The sequence below is a fragment of the Pseudomonas brassicacearum genome (genome assembly GCF_000585995.1).
Taxonomy (GTDB): Bacteria; Pseudomonadota; Gammaproteobacteria; order Pseudomonadales; family Pseudomonadaceae; genus Aquipseudomonas; species Aquipseudomonas brassicacearum_A.
In genome coordinates, this window is record NZ_CP007410.1 from 3,014,329 (window position 1) to 3,031,662 (window position 17,334).

Annotated in this window: 14 protein-coding genes; 4 read left to right on the forward strand and 10 right to left on the reverse strand. The window is 60.3% G+C overall.

Annotation, left to right across the window (positions count from 1 at the left end; all coding sequences use genetic code 11):
- The first annotated feature begins 224 nt into the window (after positions 1-224).
- Complete coding sequence (locus tag CD58_RS13110; protein WP_025213450.1) at positions 225-524, forward strand: DUF1652 domain-containing protein; 300 nt, start codon at positions 225-227, stop codon at positions 522-524.
- 92 nt (positions 525-616) lie between these two features.
- Here the strand turns inward: CD58_RS13110 and CD58_RS13115 are convergent, their stop codons facing one another.
- The 10 genes from CD58_RS13115 to CD58_RS13160 form a co-directional block, all read right to left on the reverse strand.
- A complete protein-coding gene (locus CD58_RS13115) occupies positions 617-1,555 on the reverse strand; it encodes a carbohydrate kinase family protein (protein WP_025213451.1) in 939 nt (312 codons plus the stop codon).
- Between the two features lie 12 nt (positions 1,556-1,567).
- Positions 1,568-3,055 (reverse strand): xylulokinase, encoded by a 1,488-nt coding sequence (xylB, locus tag CD58_RS13120; RefSeq protein ID WP_025213452.1) that lies wholly within the window; start codon positions 3,053-3,055, stop codon positions 1,568-1,570.
- 214 nt (positions 3,056-3,269) lie between these two features.
- Positions 3,270-4,751 carry a mannitol dehydrogenase family protein gene (locus CD58_RS13125; RefSeq protein WP_025213453.1) on the reverse strand — a complete coding sequence of 494 codons (1,482 nt, stop codon included), beginning with the start codon at positions 4,749-4,751 and terminating at the stop codon, positions 3,270-3,272.
- A 15-nt stretch (positions 4,752-4,766) separates the two neighbouring features.
- Entirely contained in the window at positions 4,767-5,870 is a 1,104-nt protein-coding gene (locus tag CD58_RS13130; protein WP_025213454.1) for an ABC transporter ATP-binding protein, read from the reverse strand.
- A gap of 39 nt (positions 5,871-5,909) precedes the next feature.
- Positions 5,910-6,740, reverse strand: a complete 831-nt coding sequence (locus CD58_RS13135; protein WP_025213455.1) for a carbohydrate ABC transporter permease — start codon at positions 6,738-6,740, stop codon at positions 5,910-5,912.
- Between the two features lie 10 nt (positions 6,741-6,750).
- Positions 6,751-7,683 carry a carbohydrate ABC transporter permease gene (locus CD58_RS13140; RefSeq protein WP_025213456.1) on the reverse strand — a complete coding sequence of 311 codons (933 nt, stop codon included), beginning with the start codon at positions 7,681-7,683 and terminating at the stop codon, positions 6,751-6,753.
- Positions 7,684-7,833: 150 nt separating this feature from the next.
- Positions 7,834-9,144 carry an ABC transporter substrate-binding protein gene (locus CD58_RS13145; RefSeq protein WP_025213457.1) on the reverse strand — a complete coding sequence of 437 codons (1,311 nt, stop codon included), beginning with the start codon at positions 9,142-9,144 and terminating at the stop codon, positions 7,834-7,836.
- Positions 9,145-9,468: 324 nt separating this feature from the next.
- Positions 9,469-10,374, reverse strand: a complete 906-nt coding sequence (locus tag CD58_RS13150) for an AraC family transcriptional regulator (protein WP_025213458.1) — start codon at positions 10,372-10,374, stop codon at positions 9,469-9,471.
- Between the two features lie 90 nt (positions 10,375-10,464).
- Positions 10,465-11,757, reverse strand: a complete 1,293-nt coding sequence (locus CD58_RS13155) for a glycosyltransferase (RefSeq protein ID WP_025213459.1) — start codon at positions 11,755-11,757, stop codon at positions 10,465-10,467.
- A gap of 77 nt (positions 11,758-11,834) precedes the next feature.
- Complete coding sequence (locus CD58_RS13160; RefSeq protein WP_025213460.1) at positions 11,835-12,206, reverse strand: response regulator; 372 nt, start codon at positions 12,204-12,206, stop codon at positions 11,835-11,837.
- Positions 12,207-12,461: 255 nt separating this feature from the next.
- Here CD58_RS13160 and CD58_RS13165 point away from each other — a divergent pair, with 255 nt between their 5' ends.
- From CD58_RS13165 to CD58_RS13175, 3 genes are read left to right on the forward strand one after another with little or no spacing between them, the layout of a single operon-like run.
- Positions 12,462-15,944, forward strand: coding sequence for a response regulator (locus CD58_RS13165; protein WP_025213461.1), 3,483 nt, complete (start codon positions 12,462-12,464; stop codon positions 15,942-15,944).
- The gene (locus CD58_RS13170) at positions 15,944-16,759 is read left to right on the forward strand and encodes a CheR family methyltransferase (RefSeq protein ID WP_025213462.1); all 816 of its coding nucleotides are present in this window, start codon (positions 15,944-15,946) and stop codon (positions 16,757-16,759) included. Before CD58_RS13165 ends, CD58_RS13170 begins: the two co-directional genes overlap by 1 nt.
- A gap of 5 nt (positions 16,760-16,764) precedes the next feature.
- Positions 16,765-17,334, forward strand: coding sequence for a chemotaxis protein CheB (locus CD58_RS13175; RefSeq protein WP_419178829.1), 570 nt, complete (start codon positions 16,765-16,767; stop codon positions 17,332-17,334).

The following is a 17,334-nucleotide window of genomic DNA, read 5'->3' on the forward strand; positions in this document are numbered from 1 at the left end:
CGCCAGGCAAAGTTAAGTGATTGATTTGGATCAAGTCAGGGCGTCGTGAATTCAGGCATATTATTTGCGGGATAATCCAAGAGTTCATTTCACGGGCTCATTGATTAGAAACGCCAAAAACGAACGAACGGCACGGCATTCGTAGTCCCAGTCCGCATGGAAGAAAACGGACGAAAATACCGCCGTTGTACATAAATTGGCCGCCTCAACAGGAGAGAGTTGCCATGTTTTTATCTGCCCTCGAAATGCGAAACATCATTGAAAGCAGCTTGCTGCCCAAGCGCTCGCAATGCACGTTGTCACCCGATCTGTCGATGACCATCAAAATCTACGACGATCATGAAACCGACCGCGTGGCCCTGGTAAAAACTGGCATCGATGCGCAAAAACTCACGGGTTGCCGCGCAATCAACGATTTGATTGCCGAACTGCGCACCGAACTCGATCAGAACCACGGTCAGAACCAGCACCACAGTCCTGTCGGTAACCATTTTCATCAGCTTCATCGGATGACCGGGCGCTAAATACACGCCCTGTTCAATCACATCGACGCCTGGCCCGGTCATTGTCCGAGCCGGGCGTTTCTTTGTCCGCTACCCGAAGCGGCTTGGGTTCGTCAGTTCAATTGTTGCCGGTAAGGCAGGTCTGGCCCAGTCTTTGCGCAGGTCATGGCTGCGGCGCGTATGGCGAAGTCGAGCATGCTGCTGATCTGCTCCCGGCTCAGGGTGTTCAGGCCTTCGACCGTATCCAGTTGCTGTTCAGTGAGCCAGGTGATCAATGCGGCCTGGAAGGTGTCGCCTGCACCCACGGTGTCGGCGATTTTCACCGGGCAGGCGGGCATCGACCACGAGCCGTGTTGGCGACTGAACACCGTCGCGCCTTGGCCGCCGCGGGTCAGGAATACCAGCTGGCAACGGTGCTGCAGCCAGCCATCAATGACCGCTTGTGGCTCAAGCTCGGGGTAGAGCAGGCTCAGGTCTTCGTCGCTGACCTTGATCAGGTCGGCATACTGCACCAGCGTTGCGATCCGCGAGCGCCACAGGTCGATATCCGGCTGTGGGTTGAGGCGCACGTTCGGGTCCAGGCTGATCAGGCGCTTGCCGCTTTCGCGCTGCACCAGGGCCAATAGGGTGTCGGCGATTGGCTGGACCACCAGGGAGAACGAGCCGAAATGCAGGCCGCGCACCTCGGGGCCCAGTGTCGGCAGATGTGCCGGGCTCAGTTGCCGGTCGGCACAGCCCTCGCCGCGAAAGCTGTAGTGGGGCGAACCGTTGGCGCCTACCGCGACCATCGCCAGGGTCGTCGGCGCATCGAAGTCCAGCAGGTATTGGGCGCTGACGCCTTCGTTGAGCAGCACTTGTTGCAAGCGGCGGCCAAGGTAGTCGGTGGACAGCCCGGCAAACAGCGCCGACTCGACACCCAGGCGCCGCAAGCCGACCGCCACGTTGAACGGTGAACCGCCGGCAATGGCCTTGAAGTTCACTTGCGAGGCGGCTCCGCCCGCTTCGTTTTCACTGAAAAAATCAAACAGCGCTTCACCACACACCAGATACATAGTTGAACGCTCTCAAAGGGTTGCGACGTGTTGTCGATAAAGTTCATACGCTTGTTGGGCGACCGCCACGTGCTCGGCGATGGGCCGGGTTTCACTGCCCAGGTCGAGCTTGACGCAGCGCTCGCACAGGTCGGCCAGGTCTTCTTGTGCCCCTGAATGGCACCATGCGGCCTGAATCGCCGCGCCCAAAGCGGCGGCTTCGCTCTGTTCGGTGCAGATGACTGTCGTGTTCATGATGTCGGCGACGATCTGCCGCCACACCGGGCTCTTCGAGCCTCCACCAATCAAGCGGATGCTCTGGGCCTCGAGCCCGTTGGCCCGCAACAGGTCCAGGCCGTAGCGCAAACCGAAGGTCGTGCCTTCGACCACGGCCCGGCACAGATTGGCCCGGGTCAGGTTGGTGGTCGTCAGGCCCAGCAGGCTGCCGGTGGCATGGGGTAGGGCGGGAACGCGCTCACCGTTGAGAAACGGCAACATGCATACGCCCTCGGCGCCAATCGGCGCCTGGGCCACCAAGGCATTGAACGTGCCGATGTCCAGGTCCAGCAGCTCGCGAATCGCGCCAGTGGCGTTGGTCAGGTTCATGGTGCAGATCAGCGGCAGCCAGCCGCCGCTGGATGAACAGAACGCCGCCACCGACGGTTCCGGGCTGACCGCAGGTTCTGCGGCATAGGCGTATACCGTGCCGGAGGAGCCCAGGCTCATGGTGATCACGCCGGGCTGGATATTGCCTGTACCAATGGCACCCATCATGTTGTCACCGCCGCCGCTTGCCACCACGGCATTGGGGTTGATGCCCAGGTGCGCGGCAATGGCCGGCAGGATCCGACCGACCGGTTGGTGAGCGTCGATCAGTTCCGGCAACGCCGATTGCAAGCGGCCGCTGGGGTCGATGTGTTGCAGCAACGCGACGTCCCATTGACGGGTGCGCACGTTGAAATAGCCGGTGCCCGAGGCGTCGCCGTATTCGCTGCAGTGGCGGCCGGTGAGCCAATGATTGAGGAAGTCGTGGGGCAGCAGGATGCTGGCGATGCGGGCGAAAACCGCTGGATGCTGCTCGCGGGTCCACAGCAGCTTGGACACGGTGTAGCCAGGGGCAATGACCACACCCAGGCGTTCCAGGGAGCCGCTTTCGCCCCCCAGGTGCGCCAGCAGCCGATCGTTTTCCGGGGCGGTTTCGGTGTCGCACCAGAGCTTGGCCGGGCGCAGGACCTGGCCCTGGTCATCGAGCAACACCAGGCCATGCTGCTGGCCGGAGACGCCGACGCCGAGGATGGCCTGGCCATCGACCCCGGCGGCGGCCAGCGCCTGATGGGTCGCTTGGGTGAACGCGTCCAGCCATTGCTGGGTGTCTTGTTCACGGCATCCGTTGGGGCCGCTGATCATGTCGTGTGCAGCGGCACCCAGGCCCAGGACCTGGCCGCTGGCGGCGTCGAGGATCAGGGCCTTGGTGCCTTGGGTGCCGCAGTCGATGCCCAGGAACAGTTGTTGGTTTGCCATAGAAATCCTTGATATCAATGAACCGTCAGCACAGAACTGTTTGGACCGGGACATGGAACCTGTGGCGAGGGGATTTATCCCCGCTGGGCTGCGAAGCAGCCCTGACACTGACTACTCGGTGTGTCATATTCACTGAGTTGTTCATGTCTTGGGGACGCTTCGCGTCCCAGCGGGGATAAATCCCCTCGCCACAAAAAGCGACCGCATCCTAGCCTTAGTCTGCGTCAGCCAACACGCGCTCAAGCGTTCGCGTGACGCCATGCTCGCGCAAGCTATTACAGCACCATTCGAATGCTGCCACGAACTCCGGTGAACGGGGGATCGCCGTACCAAAGATTTCTTCCACTTCCAGCATCCGCTGGGTCACCAGGGCATCGTCAGCCACCAGCGCCTGACAGAACGCCGCCCGTGGATCGGGGATCGAATACGTCACGCCATTCTCGTCCACGCCCTTCAGGTACACGGCCCAGGCGGCCACCACCAGCGCCGCGCGCCGGGTTTCAGCGCCGTCGGCAATCAGCCGGTTGATGGTGGGCACGGTAAATTTTGGAAACTTCGACGAGCCGTCCGAACAAACCCGTTCCAACTGGTCGGCAATCGCCTGGTTGGAAAAGCGCTCCACCAGGGTGTTCTTGTAGTCGGTCAGGTCGATACCCGGCACCGGCGCCAGTTGCGGCGTCACGTCCAGGTCCATGTAGGCCCGAATATAACGCACGAACAGCGGGTCATTCATGGTCTCGTGGACGAAGCGATAGCCCTTGAGAAACCCCAGGTAAGTCAGCGCCAGGTGACTGCCGTTGAGTAGCTTGATTTTCATCTCTTCATAGGGCGAAACGTCATCGGTGAACTGCACCCCGACCTTTTCCCAGGCCGGGCGCCCGTTGACGAATTTGTCTTCCAGCACCCATTGCACGAAGGGTTCGCAGACCACCGGCCAGGCATCGTCGATGCCATGTTCGTCATGCAGTTGCAGGCGATGGGCGCTGCTGGTCATGGGCGTGATGCGGTCGACCATGGCGTTGGGGAAGCTGACGTTATGTTCGATCCACTGGACCAGCTCAGCGTCGCGCAAGGCGGCGAAGGCCAGCAGCGCCTTGCGGGTCACGGCGCCGTTGTGGGGCAGGTTATCGCAGGACATCAGGGTGAACGCTGGGGTGCCGGCGGCGCGGCGCTTGGCCAGGGCTGCACAGAGGAAGCCGAAGACAGTCTTCGGTTCGTTCGGGTGGGCCAGGTCATGCTGGATCTGCGGCAGGTGGGCCATGAACTCGCCGTTGCTGTCGTCGATGCAGTAGCCGCCTTCGGTGATGGTCAGCGAGACGATGCGGATCTGCGGGTCGGCCAGTTTGTCGATCAGCGCCTGGGCGCCGTCTTCGGCCAGCAGCATGTCGGCGATGGCACCGATCACCCGGACTTCGGTGTCGTCAGTGTCGCCCAATTCATACAGCGTGAAGAGGTAGTCCTGGCCGGCCAGGTCATCCCGGGCGCGACGGTCTTCGGCCCGCAAGCCGACGCCGCAGATGGCCCAGTCCAGGTCTGCACCGGTGTTCATCAGCGCATCGGTGTAATACGCCTGGTGAGCGCGGTGGAAGCCGCCGACACCGATGTGGGCGATGCCCTGGCGAATCTCGCTCAAGGAATAGGCGGGCAGGGCGACCTCGGGGCTGAGGTTGTGCAGGTTCTGTCGGTTGAGTTTCATCACAAGTCTCGGTAATCAGGCGGCGGCGCGCAGCGCACGGGTGACCGCCACGCCCTCGGCATCGAATAGATGGCAGTGTTCGGCGTCCAGGTGCAGGCTCAATTGCTCGCCAAAACGGCTCGCCAGGTCGCCGCGAACGCGCATGGTCAAGGCTTCGCCGGACGCGGTCACGACGTGGCAGAAAGTGTCGCTGCCCAGTCGCTCGCTCACATCGGCGGTGACTTGCAACGTGCAATCACCCGGTTGCGCCAGGTTCAAGTGCTCCGGACGAATCCCCAGGGTCACTGCGCCGCCAACGCTCAGGCTGGCGCCGCTCAATGGCAGGCTGATACGGGTGCCGGCATCCAGCAGGACTTCACAACCCTGGCCTTCAAGCCGCGTGACCTTGCCTTTGAGAAAGCCCATTTTGGGCGTGCCGAGGAATCCGGCGACAAACAGGTTGGCCGGTTGGTGATACAGATCGAGCGGCGAGCCGACCTGTTCGATGCGCCCGCCATTGAGCACCACGACCTTGTCGGCCAGGGTCATGGCTTCGACCTGATCGTGGGTCACGTAGATCATGGTCGCCTGCAGTTCCTTGTGCAGCCGGGCCAGTTCCAGGCGCATCTGCACGCGCAGTGCGGCGTCGAGGTTGGACAACGGTTCGTCGAACAGGAAGATTTTCGGATTGCGCACGATGGCCCGGCCAATCGCCACACGCTGGCGTTGGCCGCCGGACAGTTGCTTGGGCTTGCGCTCAAGCATCGGCCCCAGCTCAAGGATGCGCGCCGCTTCGTTGACCTTCTTCTCGACCTCGGCCTTGGGCACGCCGGCCAGGTCCAGGGCGAAGGACATGTTCTTGCGCACACTCATGTGCGGGTACAGGGCGTAGGTCTGGAACACCATCGCTAGGTCGCGCTTGGCCGGGCTGACTTCGGTGATGTCCCGGCCGTCCAGCTCGATGGTGCCGTCGCTGACCTCTTCAAGGCCGGCGATCAGCCGCAGCAGCGTGGACTTGCCGCAGCCTGACGGGCCGACAAACACCACGAACTCGCGGTCGTTCACCTCAAGGTCGATGCCCTTGATGATGGAGAAGCCTTCGAAACCCTTTTGCAAATTCTTGATTTTCAGATTGGCCATGATGATGGGCCTCCACTTCTGATGATTGTGTAAGGCGCGTTATTTCACGGCGCCGAAGGACAAACCGCGCACCAGCTGTTTCTGGCTGATCCAGCCAAAAATCAGGATCGGCGCGCAGGCCAGGGTCGAGACGGCGGACAACTTGGCCCAGAACAAACCTTCGGGGCTGGAGTAGGACGCGATCAGTGCCGTCAATGGCGCGGCTTTGGACGAGGTGAGGTTCAGTGACCAGAAGGCCTCGTTCCAGCACAGGATCAGCGACAACAGTACGGTAGAGGCCAGGCCACCCTTGGCGATTGGCAGTAGGACGCGAACCATCTCCTGCCACAGCGTGGCGCCATCCAGGCGCGCGGCTTCGAGGATGTCGCGAGGAATGTCCTTGAAGTAGGTGTAAATCATCCAGACCACGATCGGCAGGTTGATCAACGTGTAGATGATGATCAGCGCAATCCGTGTATCCAGCAGGCCAAAGCTCTTGGCCAGCAGGTAGATCGGCATCAGCACGCCCACTGGCGGCAACATCTTGGTGGAGAGCATCCACAGCAACGTGCCTTTGGTGCGCTGGGTTTCATAGAACGCCATGGAGTAGGCCGCCGGCACCGCAATCAGCAGGCAAAGGGCGGTGGCGCTGAAGGAAATCACCACCGAGTTCCAGGCGAAGCTGAAGTAATTGCTGCGCTCGTTGATGTGCAGGTAGTTCTCCAGCGTCGGCGTGAAGATGAACTGCGGCGGCGTGGCGAACGCGTCGATTTCGGTCTTGAAGCTGGTCAGCACCATCCAGAAGATCGGGAAAAAGATCAGGATCGCGATGGCCCAGGCCAGCGTGCCCAGCAGCAGGCTTTGCAGGCGACGGGATTGTTGAAGAGTCATGGCGACGGCCTCAGTTCTTGTCAGTGAGGTTTTTGCCAATCATCCGGACCAGGATGATGGCGGCGATGTTGGCGATGACCACGGCAATCAGGCCACCGGCCGAAGCCATGCCGACGTCGAACTGCACCAGTGCCTGGTTGTAGATCAGGTAGGCCAGGTTGGTGGAGGCGTAGCCAGGGCCACCGTTGGTGGTGGTAAAAATCTCGGCGAACACCGACAGCAGGAAAATCGTCTCGATCATCAGTACCACGGCAATCGGGCGAGCCAGGTGCGGCAGGGTCAGGTGCCAGAAAATCGCGATGGGACCGGCTCCGTCCAGGCGCGCGGCTTCCTTCTGTTCCTGGTCGAGGGACTGCATGGCGGTCATCAGGATCAGGATCGCAAAGGGCAGCCATTGCCAGCTCACGATGATGATGATCGACAGCAGCGGGTAGTGGGCCAGCCAATCCACCGGCTGCGCGCCGAACAATTTCCACACCGAGGCGAGGATCCCCGAGACCGGGTGGAAAATCAGGTTCTTCCAGATCAGCGCGCCCACGGTGGGCATGATGAAAAAGGGCGAAATCAGCAGCACCCGTACGATGCCGCGTCCAAAGAACTCGCTGGCCTCCAGCAGGGCACTGATCAATACGCCGAGCACGATACTGATCAGCAACACGCTGCCCACCAGCAGCAGGGTGTTGGTGGCGCCGGGCATGAAGCCCGAATCGGTCAGGAAGTAAGTGAAGTTCTCCAGCCCCACGAATTCGTTTTCGCCGGGGTAGAGCAGGTTGTAGCGGATCATCGAGAAATAGACGGTCATGCCCAGCGGCACGATCATCCACAACAGCAACAAGGCGACCGAAGGGCTGACCAGGAACCAGCCGGGGTTCGCCAGACGGACCTTGCGGGTCGGAGGGGCAATCTCGAGGGGGGCTTTGGCGGTTGTCGTTGAACTATTCATGGCATTGAACCGATTTTGTGCAGGCCTACAAAAATCCCCTGTGGGAGCGGGCTTGCTCGCGAATAGGGCAGCACATCCAACATCAATGTGACTGATAGATCGCTTTCGCGAGCAAGCCCGCTCCCACAAAAGGCGGAGCGGCGGCGCGGGTTACTTGGGATACCCAGCGCGTTTCATCTCGCGTTCGGTGGTGGACTGCGCGGCGGTCAACGCCTGGTCCACAGTCTGCTGGCCGGTCAGCGCGCCCGAAAAGAATTTGCCCACCTGGGTGCCGATGGCCTGGAACTCGGGAATCGTCACCAACTGGATGCCGACGTAGGGCACTGGTTTGAGGGTTGGTGCTTTCGGGTCGGCGACTTTCAACGACTCCAGGGTCACCTTGGCAAACGGCGCGGCCTTCATGTAGTCGTCGCTGTAGGTCGAGGTGCGTGTGCCTGGCGGTACGTTGGCGATGCCGTCGGTCTTGGCGACCAATTGACCGTACTCCTTGGATGTCGCCCACGTGGTAAAGACCGTGGCCGCGTCCTTGGCTTTGGAGCTGGTCGGGATGGCCAGCGACCAGGAGTACATCCACGAGGTGCCCTTGTCGGTTTTTTCGTGGGGGGCGAAGGTGAATCCAACGTGATCGGCCACCTTGCTCTGGGTCTTGTCGGTCACGAACGAGCCGGCGACGCTGGCATCGACCCAGATCGCGCATTTGCCGCTGTTGAACAGCGCCAGGTTTTCGTTGAAACCGTTGCTGGAAGCGCCCGGCGGGCCGGATTTTTTCATGTTGTCGACGTAGAAATTCAGCGCGTCTTTCCACTCGGGCCCATTGAATTGCGGCTGCCACTTCTCATCGAACCAGCGTGCGCCATACCCGTTGGCCAGGGTGGTGATCAGCGCCATGTTCTCGCCCCAACCGGCCTTGCCCCGCAGGCACAGGCCATATTGTTCCTTGGTCTTGTCGGTGAGTTTTTCCGCGAACTCACCGATCTGGGTCCAGGTCGGGTGTTCGGGCATGGTCAGCCCGGCGTCCTTGAACAGGTCGGTGCGGTAATAGGTGATCGAGCTTTCGGCATAGAACGGCAGGGCGTAAAGCGAGCCCTTGACCGACAGGCCTTCGCGTACGGAGGGGAATATATCGTCGAGGGCGTAGCTGGCCGGCAGGTCCTTCATCGGTTCCAGCCAGCCCTTGGCACCCCAGAGTGCGGCTTCGTACATGCCAATGGTCAGCACGTCGAACTGCCCACCCTGGGTGGCAATGTCGGTGGTCAGGCGTTGACGCAGTACGTTTTCTTCGAGCACCACCCAGTTCAGCTTGATGTCCGGGTGCTCGGCCTCGAAGGTTTTCGAGAGCTTTTGCATACGGATCATGTCGCTGTTGTTGACGGTGGCAATAGTGAGGGTCTGTGCGCCGAAACTGACGCTGCTGAGGGTCATGCAGGTGGAGACAAGCAGAGCTTTTACCGAAGGTTTCATCGCGCACTCCTTTTCCGCGCCCAGAAGGCTGCAGAAGGACAGTTATTGTTTTTGTGTCTTCCGGATGAAGGGAAGAATGTGCGCTGATTACAGCCCTCTATGGACGGCGTGACAAATCATCCGTCGCACTTATGCTGATACTTTTTTGCACTGATGAAAGTTTCTGGCGGGGAATTCATCTGTGGCGAGGGGATTTATCCCCGCTGGGGCGCGAAGCGGCCCCCCTGGGGTTTTCTGATCCGCCTCCATGATAGATACATTTTTGGGGCCGCTTCGCAGCCCAGCGGGGATAAATCCCCTCGCCACAAGGGATCGTGCAAGGTGTCAGCCCTGGTTCTGCTCGGTCAACCGCTGCACCGCCAGCCGCCGATAGTGGGACGGGGTCATGCCCTTGAGCTGCTGGAAGCGCCGGTTGAAATTGGAAATGTTGTTAAACCCCGACTCGAAGCACACGTCCGTCACCGGTTTATCACCATCGGCCAGTAACTCGCAGGATTTACTGATGCGCAGCCGATTGACGAATTCGATGAAGCACCGGCCGGTGGCTTGTTTGAAGACGCGGCTGAAGTACGTGGGTTTCATGCCCAAGTGCTCGGCGACCTCTTCCAGGGACAGTTCCCGGGCGTAGTGGGCGAAAATGTAGTCCACCGCCCGGTTTGTGCGGTCGATGCTGTGCTCGTCCGCCGCTTGTGGGGCCGTAGCACCGGAGAGCAATTGGTAGTCATCCGTGGCGGCCAGCAGCTCCATCAGGATGAAAAAATGCCCCAGACGGCTCATGCCCTGGGAATCGGCGATACGCTGCATCAGGATCATGGCCTGGCGGATGGTGCGTGTGCAGCGAAACTCGATACCGTACTGGGCCCGCTCAAGCAGCGGCGCAACAGTCTTGAGCTCGGCAAACACCTGGTGGCCGCTTTCGAACAACTCGTCGGTGAAATTCACCAGCATGTCGCGCTTGGGCACCACTTCATCCTCGGCCACTTGGCTGATCCAGTTGTGGGGCAGGTTGGGGCCGGTGAGGAACAGCGACTGCGGATAGAAGTTGCCGATGTAATCGCCAATGAACACCTTGCCGGAGCTGGCGACGATCAGGTGCAGCTCGTATTCCTTGTGGAAATGCCAGCGCACCAGCGGGCAGGGGAAACCGTGCTGGCGATAGATGATGGACAGCCCGTTGTGGTCGTCCATCAACTCGTAGGAGGGGTCGGTGACTCTGGCTGTTCGGGTCATGTGCCTGGCACTTTTGTTGTTATCGCCACTGATAATGCCCCCTTCGCCGCACCGGTGCCACCCCGGAGACGATGTGGGGGCGGGCGTCGGCTAGACGTTGCGGTTTTTTTCTTCAATCCACTGGGACATGTATTGGGTGCTCTTGTGCTGGTGGTGACGCAGCATGCTGCCAGTGAAGTTGTCCCGGCGTCGTTCTGCAAGTTCGGCACGACAGGCCGTGATGCTTTCAATCAGCGCTGGGCCATGTACCTGTCGCTGGTAACGGCTCGCCAGCAGGGTCAGGCCGGCGTTCTGGGCCTGGGCCCAACGCGCCGGGTCGCTATACAGCTGCACCGCCGCGTGGGCAATGCTTTCGGCGCTTTGGGCGATCGATCCGGACCAAGGCAGCTCACCGTGCATGGCTTCGGCGCCGATGGGCGTGGTGACGTTGGGCGTGCCACAGAGCATGGCCTCGATCAGTTTGCCCTTGATACCGGCACCGAAGCGTAGCGGTGCCAGGCAGATTCGGGCCGCCGACATGACCTGCAAGGCGTCTTCGGCCCAGTTCATGATGTGGAACCCTTGGGCCGGATTGTGCAGCGCGGCCGCCTTGGGCGGAGTGTAGGAACCGTATAGATGCAATTGCGCACCGGGCAGTTGCTGGCGGATCAGCGGCCAGACGGCGTTTTTCATCCAGAGCACGGCGTCCCAGTTCGGCGCATGTCGGAAATTGCCGATGCTCAGGAAGTGCGCCCGGTCCTCGAACGGCACGAAGGGTTCGTTCGGCAGGTCCAGCATCAACGGGCACCAGTGCAGCAGGCTGCGGGGCAGTTTGAAATGGTCCACCAGCAGTTCGATTTCAACCTCGGACACCATCAGGTTGAGGTCGCAGCGGTACAAGGCGGCGATTTCCCGCTGGGCCAAGTCGGTGCTGGCCATCAACTCGAACTCTTCACGCAGGGCCGGGGCGAAAAGGTCGCTGAAATCCTGGGAAACGTCATCGGCCTTCAAGCGTTCTTTCAGGCGCTGATGGCGGGCGTGGCGCAGGCATTGCAGGTCGGACGTCTCCAGCACGCGCAGGGCGTCGGGGCAGTGTTTCTCGACTCGCCAGCCAAATTGTTCTTCCATCATGAACTGGTCGAACAACACGATATCCGGGGCCAGCTCGCGGATGAACCCATCGAAACTGTTGCTGTTGAGTTCGATCGGCACTTCGCGGATGCCCAATGCGAGCAGGTCGGCGCGGTTTTCACCTGGGCGTGCAGGGCTGCTGAACGTGATGTCCCAGCCTTGCCCGAGAAACGCTTCCAGGAGCTGCATGACGTGTCCGCCGGCAGCCGATGAGCGCGGCTCGGGCCAGACATAGCCGATAACCAGGACCTTGGTGGCGGTGGGATGACGCATGAGCAGGTTTTCCCTAGAGGCGAATCAGGCGCAGTCGGCGCGCGGGGCGCCGATAGTGACCAACAATCCGCTTCGGCTCAAGCAAGAATGCTTTTGACCTTGTCACGCAACTGATCGATGGAGAACGGCTTGCCGATCACCGCCATGCCCTCAGGCACATCGATGCTTTCGGCATAACCACTGGCAAACAGAATAGCCAGGCCCGGCCGCAAGGATCGGGCCTGTTTCGCCAATTCACGACCGTCCATTACCGGCAGGCCGACATCCGTCATCATCAGGGCGATGAGTTGCTCGTTATTGCGCAGATAGGCCAGCGCCTGTTCACAACCGTCCGCTTCCAGTACCTGGTAATCCAGTTCCTCCAATACGTCGACGATCAACATACGCACAATGTCGTCGTCTTCGACGACCAGAATGGTGGGTTGAGTGGCGGGAGCGGGGGTGGACATAGTTGGCATTCTCGAAAGATGGGGCGGGAAGGGCGTGAAAAAAGGTCTTATGCATGAGTAAGTAGCGAGGCGGTACAAGTTCCCCAAGTTGTACAAGAAAGGATCTATAGTACAAGAGCTGACAAGGATAGTCGCTTCCTTGCTACAAGGCAGATCGCCGTAGGATTTGCGTCTTCGTCTCGTCAGAAATGTGGATCCAACCGACGTTTTTCGGGCAAACTCCACGGTTTTCAACTGTCCACCAAGGCCTTCTCCATGACTCCTTCGTCTTCGGTTGACGAGCAAAGTTTTCGCAAACTATTAAGTCGCAACATCAGCCTGCCGCTGGGCATGGGTGCCCTCAGCGCGGTGTTTTTCATCGTGCTGATCACCTATCTGCTGTCGGTGATCCAGTGGGTCGGGCACACCGATCGGGTGATCAACAATGCCAACGAAGCGCTCAAGCTGAGCGTGGACCTGGAGACCGGCATGCGCGGTTACCTGTTGAGCGGTGACGAGCACTTCCTCGACCCCTATGAAGTCGCCAAGCCACGGATCGCGGTCGCGCTGGACACATTGCTGGAATTGACAGCCGACAACCCCGTCCAGACCGACCGCCTGCATAAGGTGCAAGCGCTCCAGGTGGAGTGGGCGAACTACGCCCAGAGCATGATCGACCTGCAACGCAGCAGCGGCGATTACCGGGGCGCGGTGAAGGCAGGGCGCGGCAAGCGCCTGACCGACGAAATTCGCAAGACCTTCGAAGACATCGTCGAGACCGAGCAGCAGTTGCGTGCGGCGCGTAACGAAGAGGTCCGCACCACCACGGTCTGGAGCATTGCCCTGTATCTGTTGTTCGTTGCCGCCGTCAGCGGATTGTTGGCCTATGTCGGTCGCCGCGACCTGCTGACCTTGTCCAGCAACTACAGCGCAAGCTTGAAGGTCCAGCAGCAGAGCGCCTTGCACCTGGAAAAACAAGCCTGGCTGCGCAATGGCCAGACGCTGTTGGCCGAGCAAGTCCTGGGACAACTGAGCCTGAACCTGCTGGGCCGCAACATCCTGCAGTTTTGTGCCCAATACATGGGCACTGTCGTGGCCGCGCTGTATGCGCGGGAAGAAAACGGCGTCCTCAAGCGGGTGGCCACTTATGGCATGTCCCGGGAAGAGGACGAACAGCACCAGCTGATCGTCGCCGGTGAAGGCATCGTGGGCCAGGCGGTACAGCAGGGGCGTCCGATCCGTCTGGATGATGTGCCCGATGATTACCTGAAAATCAGTTCCGGTTTGGGCCGGGGCTTGCCCAATAGCGTGGTGGTGGTGCCAACCAGCGACGACGACCGGATCAACGGTGTCATCGAGTTGGGTTTCCTGCGGCCCTTGACCGACCGCGACCTCGAATTGCTGGAGCTGGTGGCCGGCAACATCGGCACCTCCATTGAAGCGGCCCGTTATCGCCAGCGCTTGCAGGAAGTGCTGGCCGAAACCCAGCAGTTGAACGAAGAACTGCAAGTCCAGCAGGAAGAGCTCAAGACCGCCAACGAGGAGTTGGAAGAGCAATCGCGCATCCTCAAGGAATCCCAGGCTCACCTGGAAGCCCAGCAACAGGAGCTGGAGCAGACCAACGAGCAACTGGCCGAACAACGCGACGCCATGGACCAGAAGAACAGCGAGCTGAACCTGGCCCAGATCCAGTTGCAGGAGCGCGCCGAAGAATTGCAGCGTTCGAGCAAGTACAAGTCCGAGTTCCTGGCCAACATGTCCCATGAGCTGCGTACACCGCTCAACAGTTCGCTGATCCTGTCCAAGTTATTGGCCGAAAACCCGCAGCAGAACCTCAGCGAGGAACAGGTCAAGTTTGCCGAGTCGATCTACTCGGCCGGTAACGACTTGCTGAATCTGATCAATGACATTCTCGACATTTCCAAGGTCGAGGCCGGGAAACTGGAAGTACGTCCGGAAAACACCAGCGTGGCGCGGCTGGTGGAAGGCTTGCGCGATATGTTCAAGCCACTGGCGGCCGACAAGGGCCTGAGCTTCGAGGCGCAGTTGCTGCCTGACGCACCGTCCATGCTGTACACCGATCGCCAGCGCCTGGAGCAGGTGATCAAGAACCTGTTGTCCAACGCGGTGAAGTTCACTGAGCAAGGCAGCGTCTCTCTGTCCGTGGCCGGCCAACCGGGTTCGGGCATTGCGTTCATTGTGCGTGACTCCGGCATCGGCATCGCCGCCGATCAGCAACAGAGCATCTTCGAGGCGTTCCGCCAGGCCGATGGCACCACCAATCGCCGGTATGGCGGCACCGGTCTGGGTTTGTCGATTTCCCGCGACCTGGCCACGTTGCTGGGAGGCTCGATCACCGTCTCCAGCGAACCGGGGCAGGGCAGTGTATTTACGCTGGTCTTGCCTGAGCGTTATATCGAGCCAGGACAAACCCCGGCAGCGCCGAGGGTATTCACCCCGACGGCCACCGCGCCCGCGCCAGCCCTCCCAACACCTGCGCCTGCGCCATTGATCGCCCAGGTGGACACGCCCATCGCCCGATTCGCCGATGATCGGGACAAGGCCCCGTTCGCCACCCGGTGCATCCTGGTGATCGAAGATGAACCCAAGTTTGCGCGGATCCTCTTCGACCTGGCCCACGAACTCGGTTACCAATGCCTGGTGGCCCACGGCGCCGATGAAGGCTTTGACCTGGCCATGCAACTGAGCCCCGACGCGATTCTGTTGGACATGCGTCTGCCGGATCACTCCGGGCTGACGGTATTGCAGCGGCTCAAGGAGCGGGCCGATACCCGGCATATCCCGGTGCACGTGATTTCCGTCGAGGACCGTGTCGAAGCCGCGATGCACATGGGCGCCGTGGGTTATGCGGTCAAACCGACCACCCGCGAAGAGCTCAAGGACGTGTTCGCTCGCCTGGAGGCCAAGCTGACCCAGAAGGTCAAGCGGGTGCTGCTGGTGGAAGACGATGACTTGCAGCGCGACAGCATCACCCGGCTGATCGGCGATGACGATATCGAGATCACCGCCGTCGGCCTGGCCCAACAAGCCCTGGACCTGCTGCGTACGAATGTCTACGACTGCATGATCATCGACCTCAAGCTGCCGGACATGCTGGGCAATGACCTGCTCAAGCGCATGTCCACCGAAGAAATCTGTTCATTCCCACCGGTGATTGTCTACACCGGGCGCAACCTGACCCGCGATGAAGAGGCCGAGCTGCGCAAATATTCGCGCTCGATCATCATCAAGGGCGCCCGCTCGCCAGAGCGCCTGCTGGACGAAGTGACACTCTTTCTGCACAAAGTCGAATCCCGGTTGTCCCATGAACGGCAGCGGATGCTCAAGACCGCCCGCAGCCGCGACAAGGTTTTCGAAGGCCGCAAGGTGCTGTTGGTGGACGACGATGTGCGCAACATCTTTGCCCTGACCAGCGCCCTGGAGGCGAAAGGGGCAATCGTGGTCATCGGCCGTAACGGCTATGAAGCGATCGAACGCCTGAATGAAGTCGACGACATCGACCTGGTGTTGATGGACGTGATGATGCCGGAGATGGACGGTTTCGAAGCCACCGCGCTGATCCGCAAGGACCCGCGCTGGCGCAAGTTGCCGATCATTGCCGTGACGGCCAAGGCCATGAAGGATGATCAGGAGCGCTGCCTGGCGGCGGGTTCCAATGATTACCTGGCCAAACCGATCGACCTGGATCGTCTGTTCTCACTGATTCGCGTGTGGTTGCCGAATATGGAAAGAATTTAGTGGAACGTGACACTGACATTGAACTTCGTTTGTTGATCGAAGCGATCTACCTTAAATACAGCTACGATTTTCGGGATTACTCCGGTGCATCCATCAAGCGTCGGGTCCACCATGCGTTGAGCCAGTTCGAGTGCAAGACCATCTCGGCGCTGCAGGAGCGCGTGTTGCACGACCCGGGCATGTTCATGCAGTTGCTGCAGCTGTTGACGATTCCTGTCAGCGAGATGTTTCGCGACCCTTCGCATTTCCTGGCGATCCGCGAGGAAGTGGTGCCGGTGCTCAAGACGTATCCGTCGATCAAGATCTGGATCGCCGGATGCAGCACGGGGGAGGAGGTCTACTCCATGGCGATTCTATTGCGCGAGGAAGGCCTGCTGGATCGCACGCTCATCTATGCCACCGATATCAATCCACGTTCGCTGGAAAAAGCCAAGCAGGGCATCTTCTCGCTGGAGAACGTACGGGCCTATACCCAAAACTATCAGCTCGCCGGGGGGCGGCGATCATTTGCCGATTACTACACGGCGGCCTACGATTACGCGATGTTCGACAAAACCCTGCGTGAGAACGTGACCTTTGCCGACCACAGTTTGGCGACCGATAGTGTCTTTTCAGAAACTCAATTAATTTCATGTCGTAACGTATTGATATATTTCAATAAGAAGCTGCAAGATCGTGCGTTCGGGTTGTTTCATGAATCCCTCTGTCACCGCGGGTTCCTGGTGTTGGGCAGCAAAGAGACAGTGGATTTCTCGGCTTACGGTCATCAATTCGAAGCCCTCGTCAAACAGGAACGGATCTATCGCAAGTTATGAATCACATGATCAGGTCCCGAATCGAGGCCATTGTCGTCGGCGCATCCGCTGGCGGCGTCGAAGCGCTGCTCAAGGTGTTCGGGCAATTGCGCAAGGGCTTCGGCGTGCCGATCCTGGTGGTGCTGCATTTGCCGGATGAGCGCCACAGCCAGTTGGCCCATGTGTTTGGCTATCGTCTTGCCGTACCGGTGGAGGAAGCCCAGGACAAGCAGGACATCGTGCCTGGCACCTTGTACGTGGCAGCGCCCGGCTATCACTTGTCGGTCGAGGCCGACCGCAGTCTGTCGTTGAGCCTGGAGGAACCGGTGCATCACTCGCGGCCGTCCATTGATGTGCTATTCGAGTCAGCCGCCGATGTCTACGGTCCGAACCTGCTGGCGATCGTACTGACCGGTGCCAACAGCGACGGTGCCAAGGGGCTGGCCAGGGTTCGGGAGCTGGGTGGCATCACGGTGGTCCAGGATCCCGGCGAAGCACAAGTCTCGACCATGCCCGAAGCGGCGCTGGCTCTACACGAGCCCGACCATATCCTTACTTTGCAAGACATCGGCCAGTTGCTGGCCGGGCTGGAATGA

Excerpts from the sequence above, each read along its gene's own strand:
- CD58_RS13150 (WP_025213458.1), bottom strand. The coding sequence starts at position 10,374 with ATGACCCGAACAGCCAGAGTCACCGACCCCTCCTACGAGTTGATGGAC.
- CD58_RS13160 (WP_025213460.1), bottom strand. The coding sequence starts at position 12,206 with ATGTCCACCCCCGCTCCCGCCACTCAACCCACCATTCTGGTCGTCGAA.
- CD58_RS13145 (WP_025213457.1), bottom strand. The coding sequence starts at position 9,144 with ATGAAACCTTCGGTAAAAGCTCTGCTTGTCTCCACCTGCATGACCCTC.
- CD58_RS13110 (WP_025213450.1), top strand. The coding sequence starts at position 225 with ATGTTTTTATCTGCCCTCGAAATGCGAAACATCATTGAAAGCAGCTTG.
- CD58_RS13165 (WP_025213461.1), top strand. The coding sequence starts at position 12,462 with ATGACTCCTTCGTCTTCGGTTGACGAGCAAAGTTTTCGCAAACTATTA.
- CD58_RS13115 (WP_025213451.1), bottom strand. The coding sequence starts at position 1,555 with ATGTATCTGGTGTGTGGTGAAGCGCTGTTTGATTTTTTCAGTGAAAAC.
- CD58_RS13130 (WP_025213454.1), bottom strand. The coding sequence starts at position 5,870 with ATGGCCAATCTGAAAATCAAGAATTTGCAAAAGGGTTTCGAAGGCTTC.
- xylB (WP_025213452.1), bottom strand. The coding sequence starts at position 3,055 with ATGGCAAACCAACAACTGTTCCTGGGCATCGACTGCGGCACCCAAGGC.
- CD58_RS13155 (WP_025213459.1), bottom strand. The coding sequence starts at position 11,757 with ATGCGTCATCCCACCGCCACCAAGGTCCTGGTTATCGGCTATGTCTGG.
- CD58_RS13140 (WP_025213456.1), bottom strand. The coding sequence starts at position 7,683 with ATGAATAGTTCAACGACAACCGCCAAAGCCCCCCTCGAGATTGCCCCT.
- CD58_RS13135 (WP_025213455.1), bottom strand. The coding sequence starts at position 6,740 with ATGACTCTTCAACAATCCCGTCGCCTGCAAAGCCTGCTGCTGGGCACG.
- CD58_RS13175 (WP_419178829.1), top strand. The coding sequence starts at position 16,765 with ATGATCAGGTCCCGAATCGAGGCCATTGTCGTCGGCGCATCCGCTGGC.
- CD58_RS13125 (WP_025213453.1), bottom strand. The coding sequence starts at position 4,751 with ATGAAACTCAACCGACAGAACCTGCACAACCTCAGCCCCGAGGTCGCC.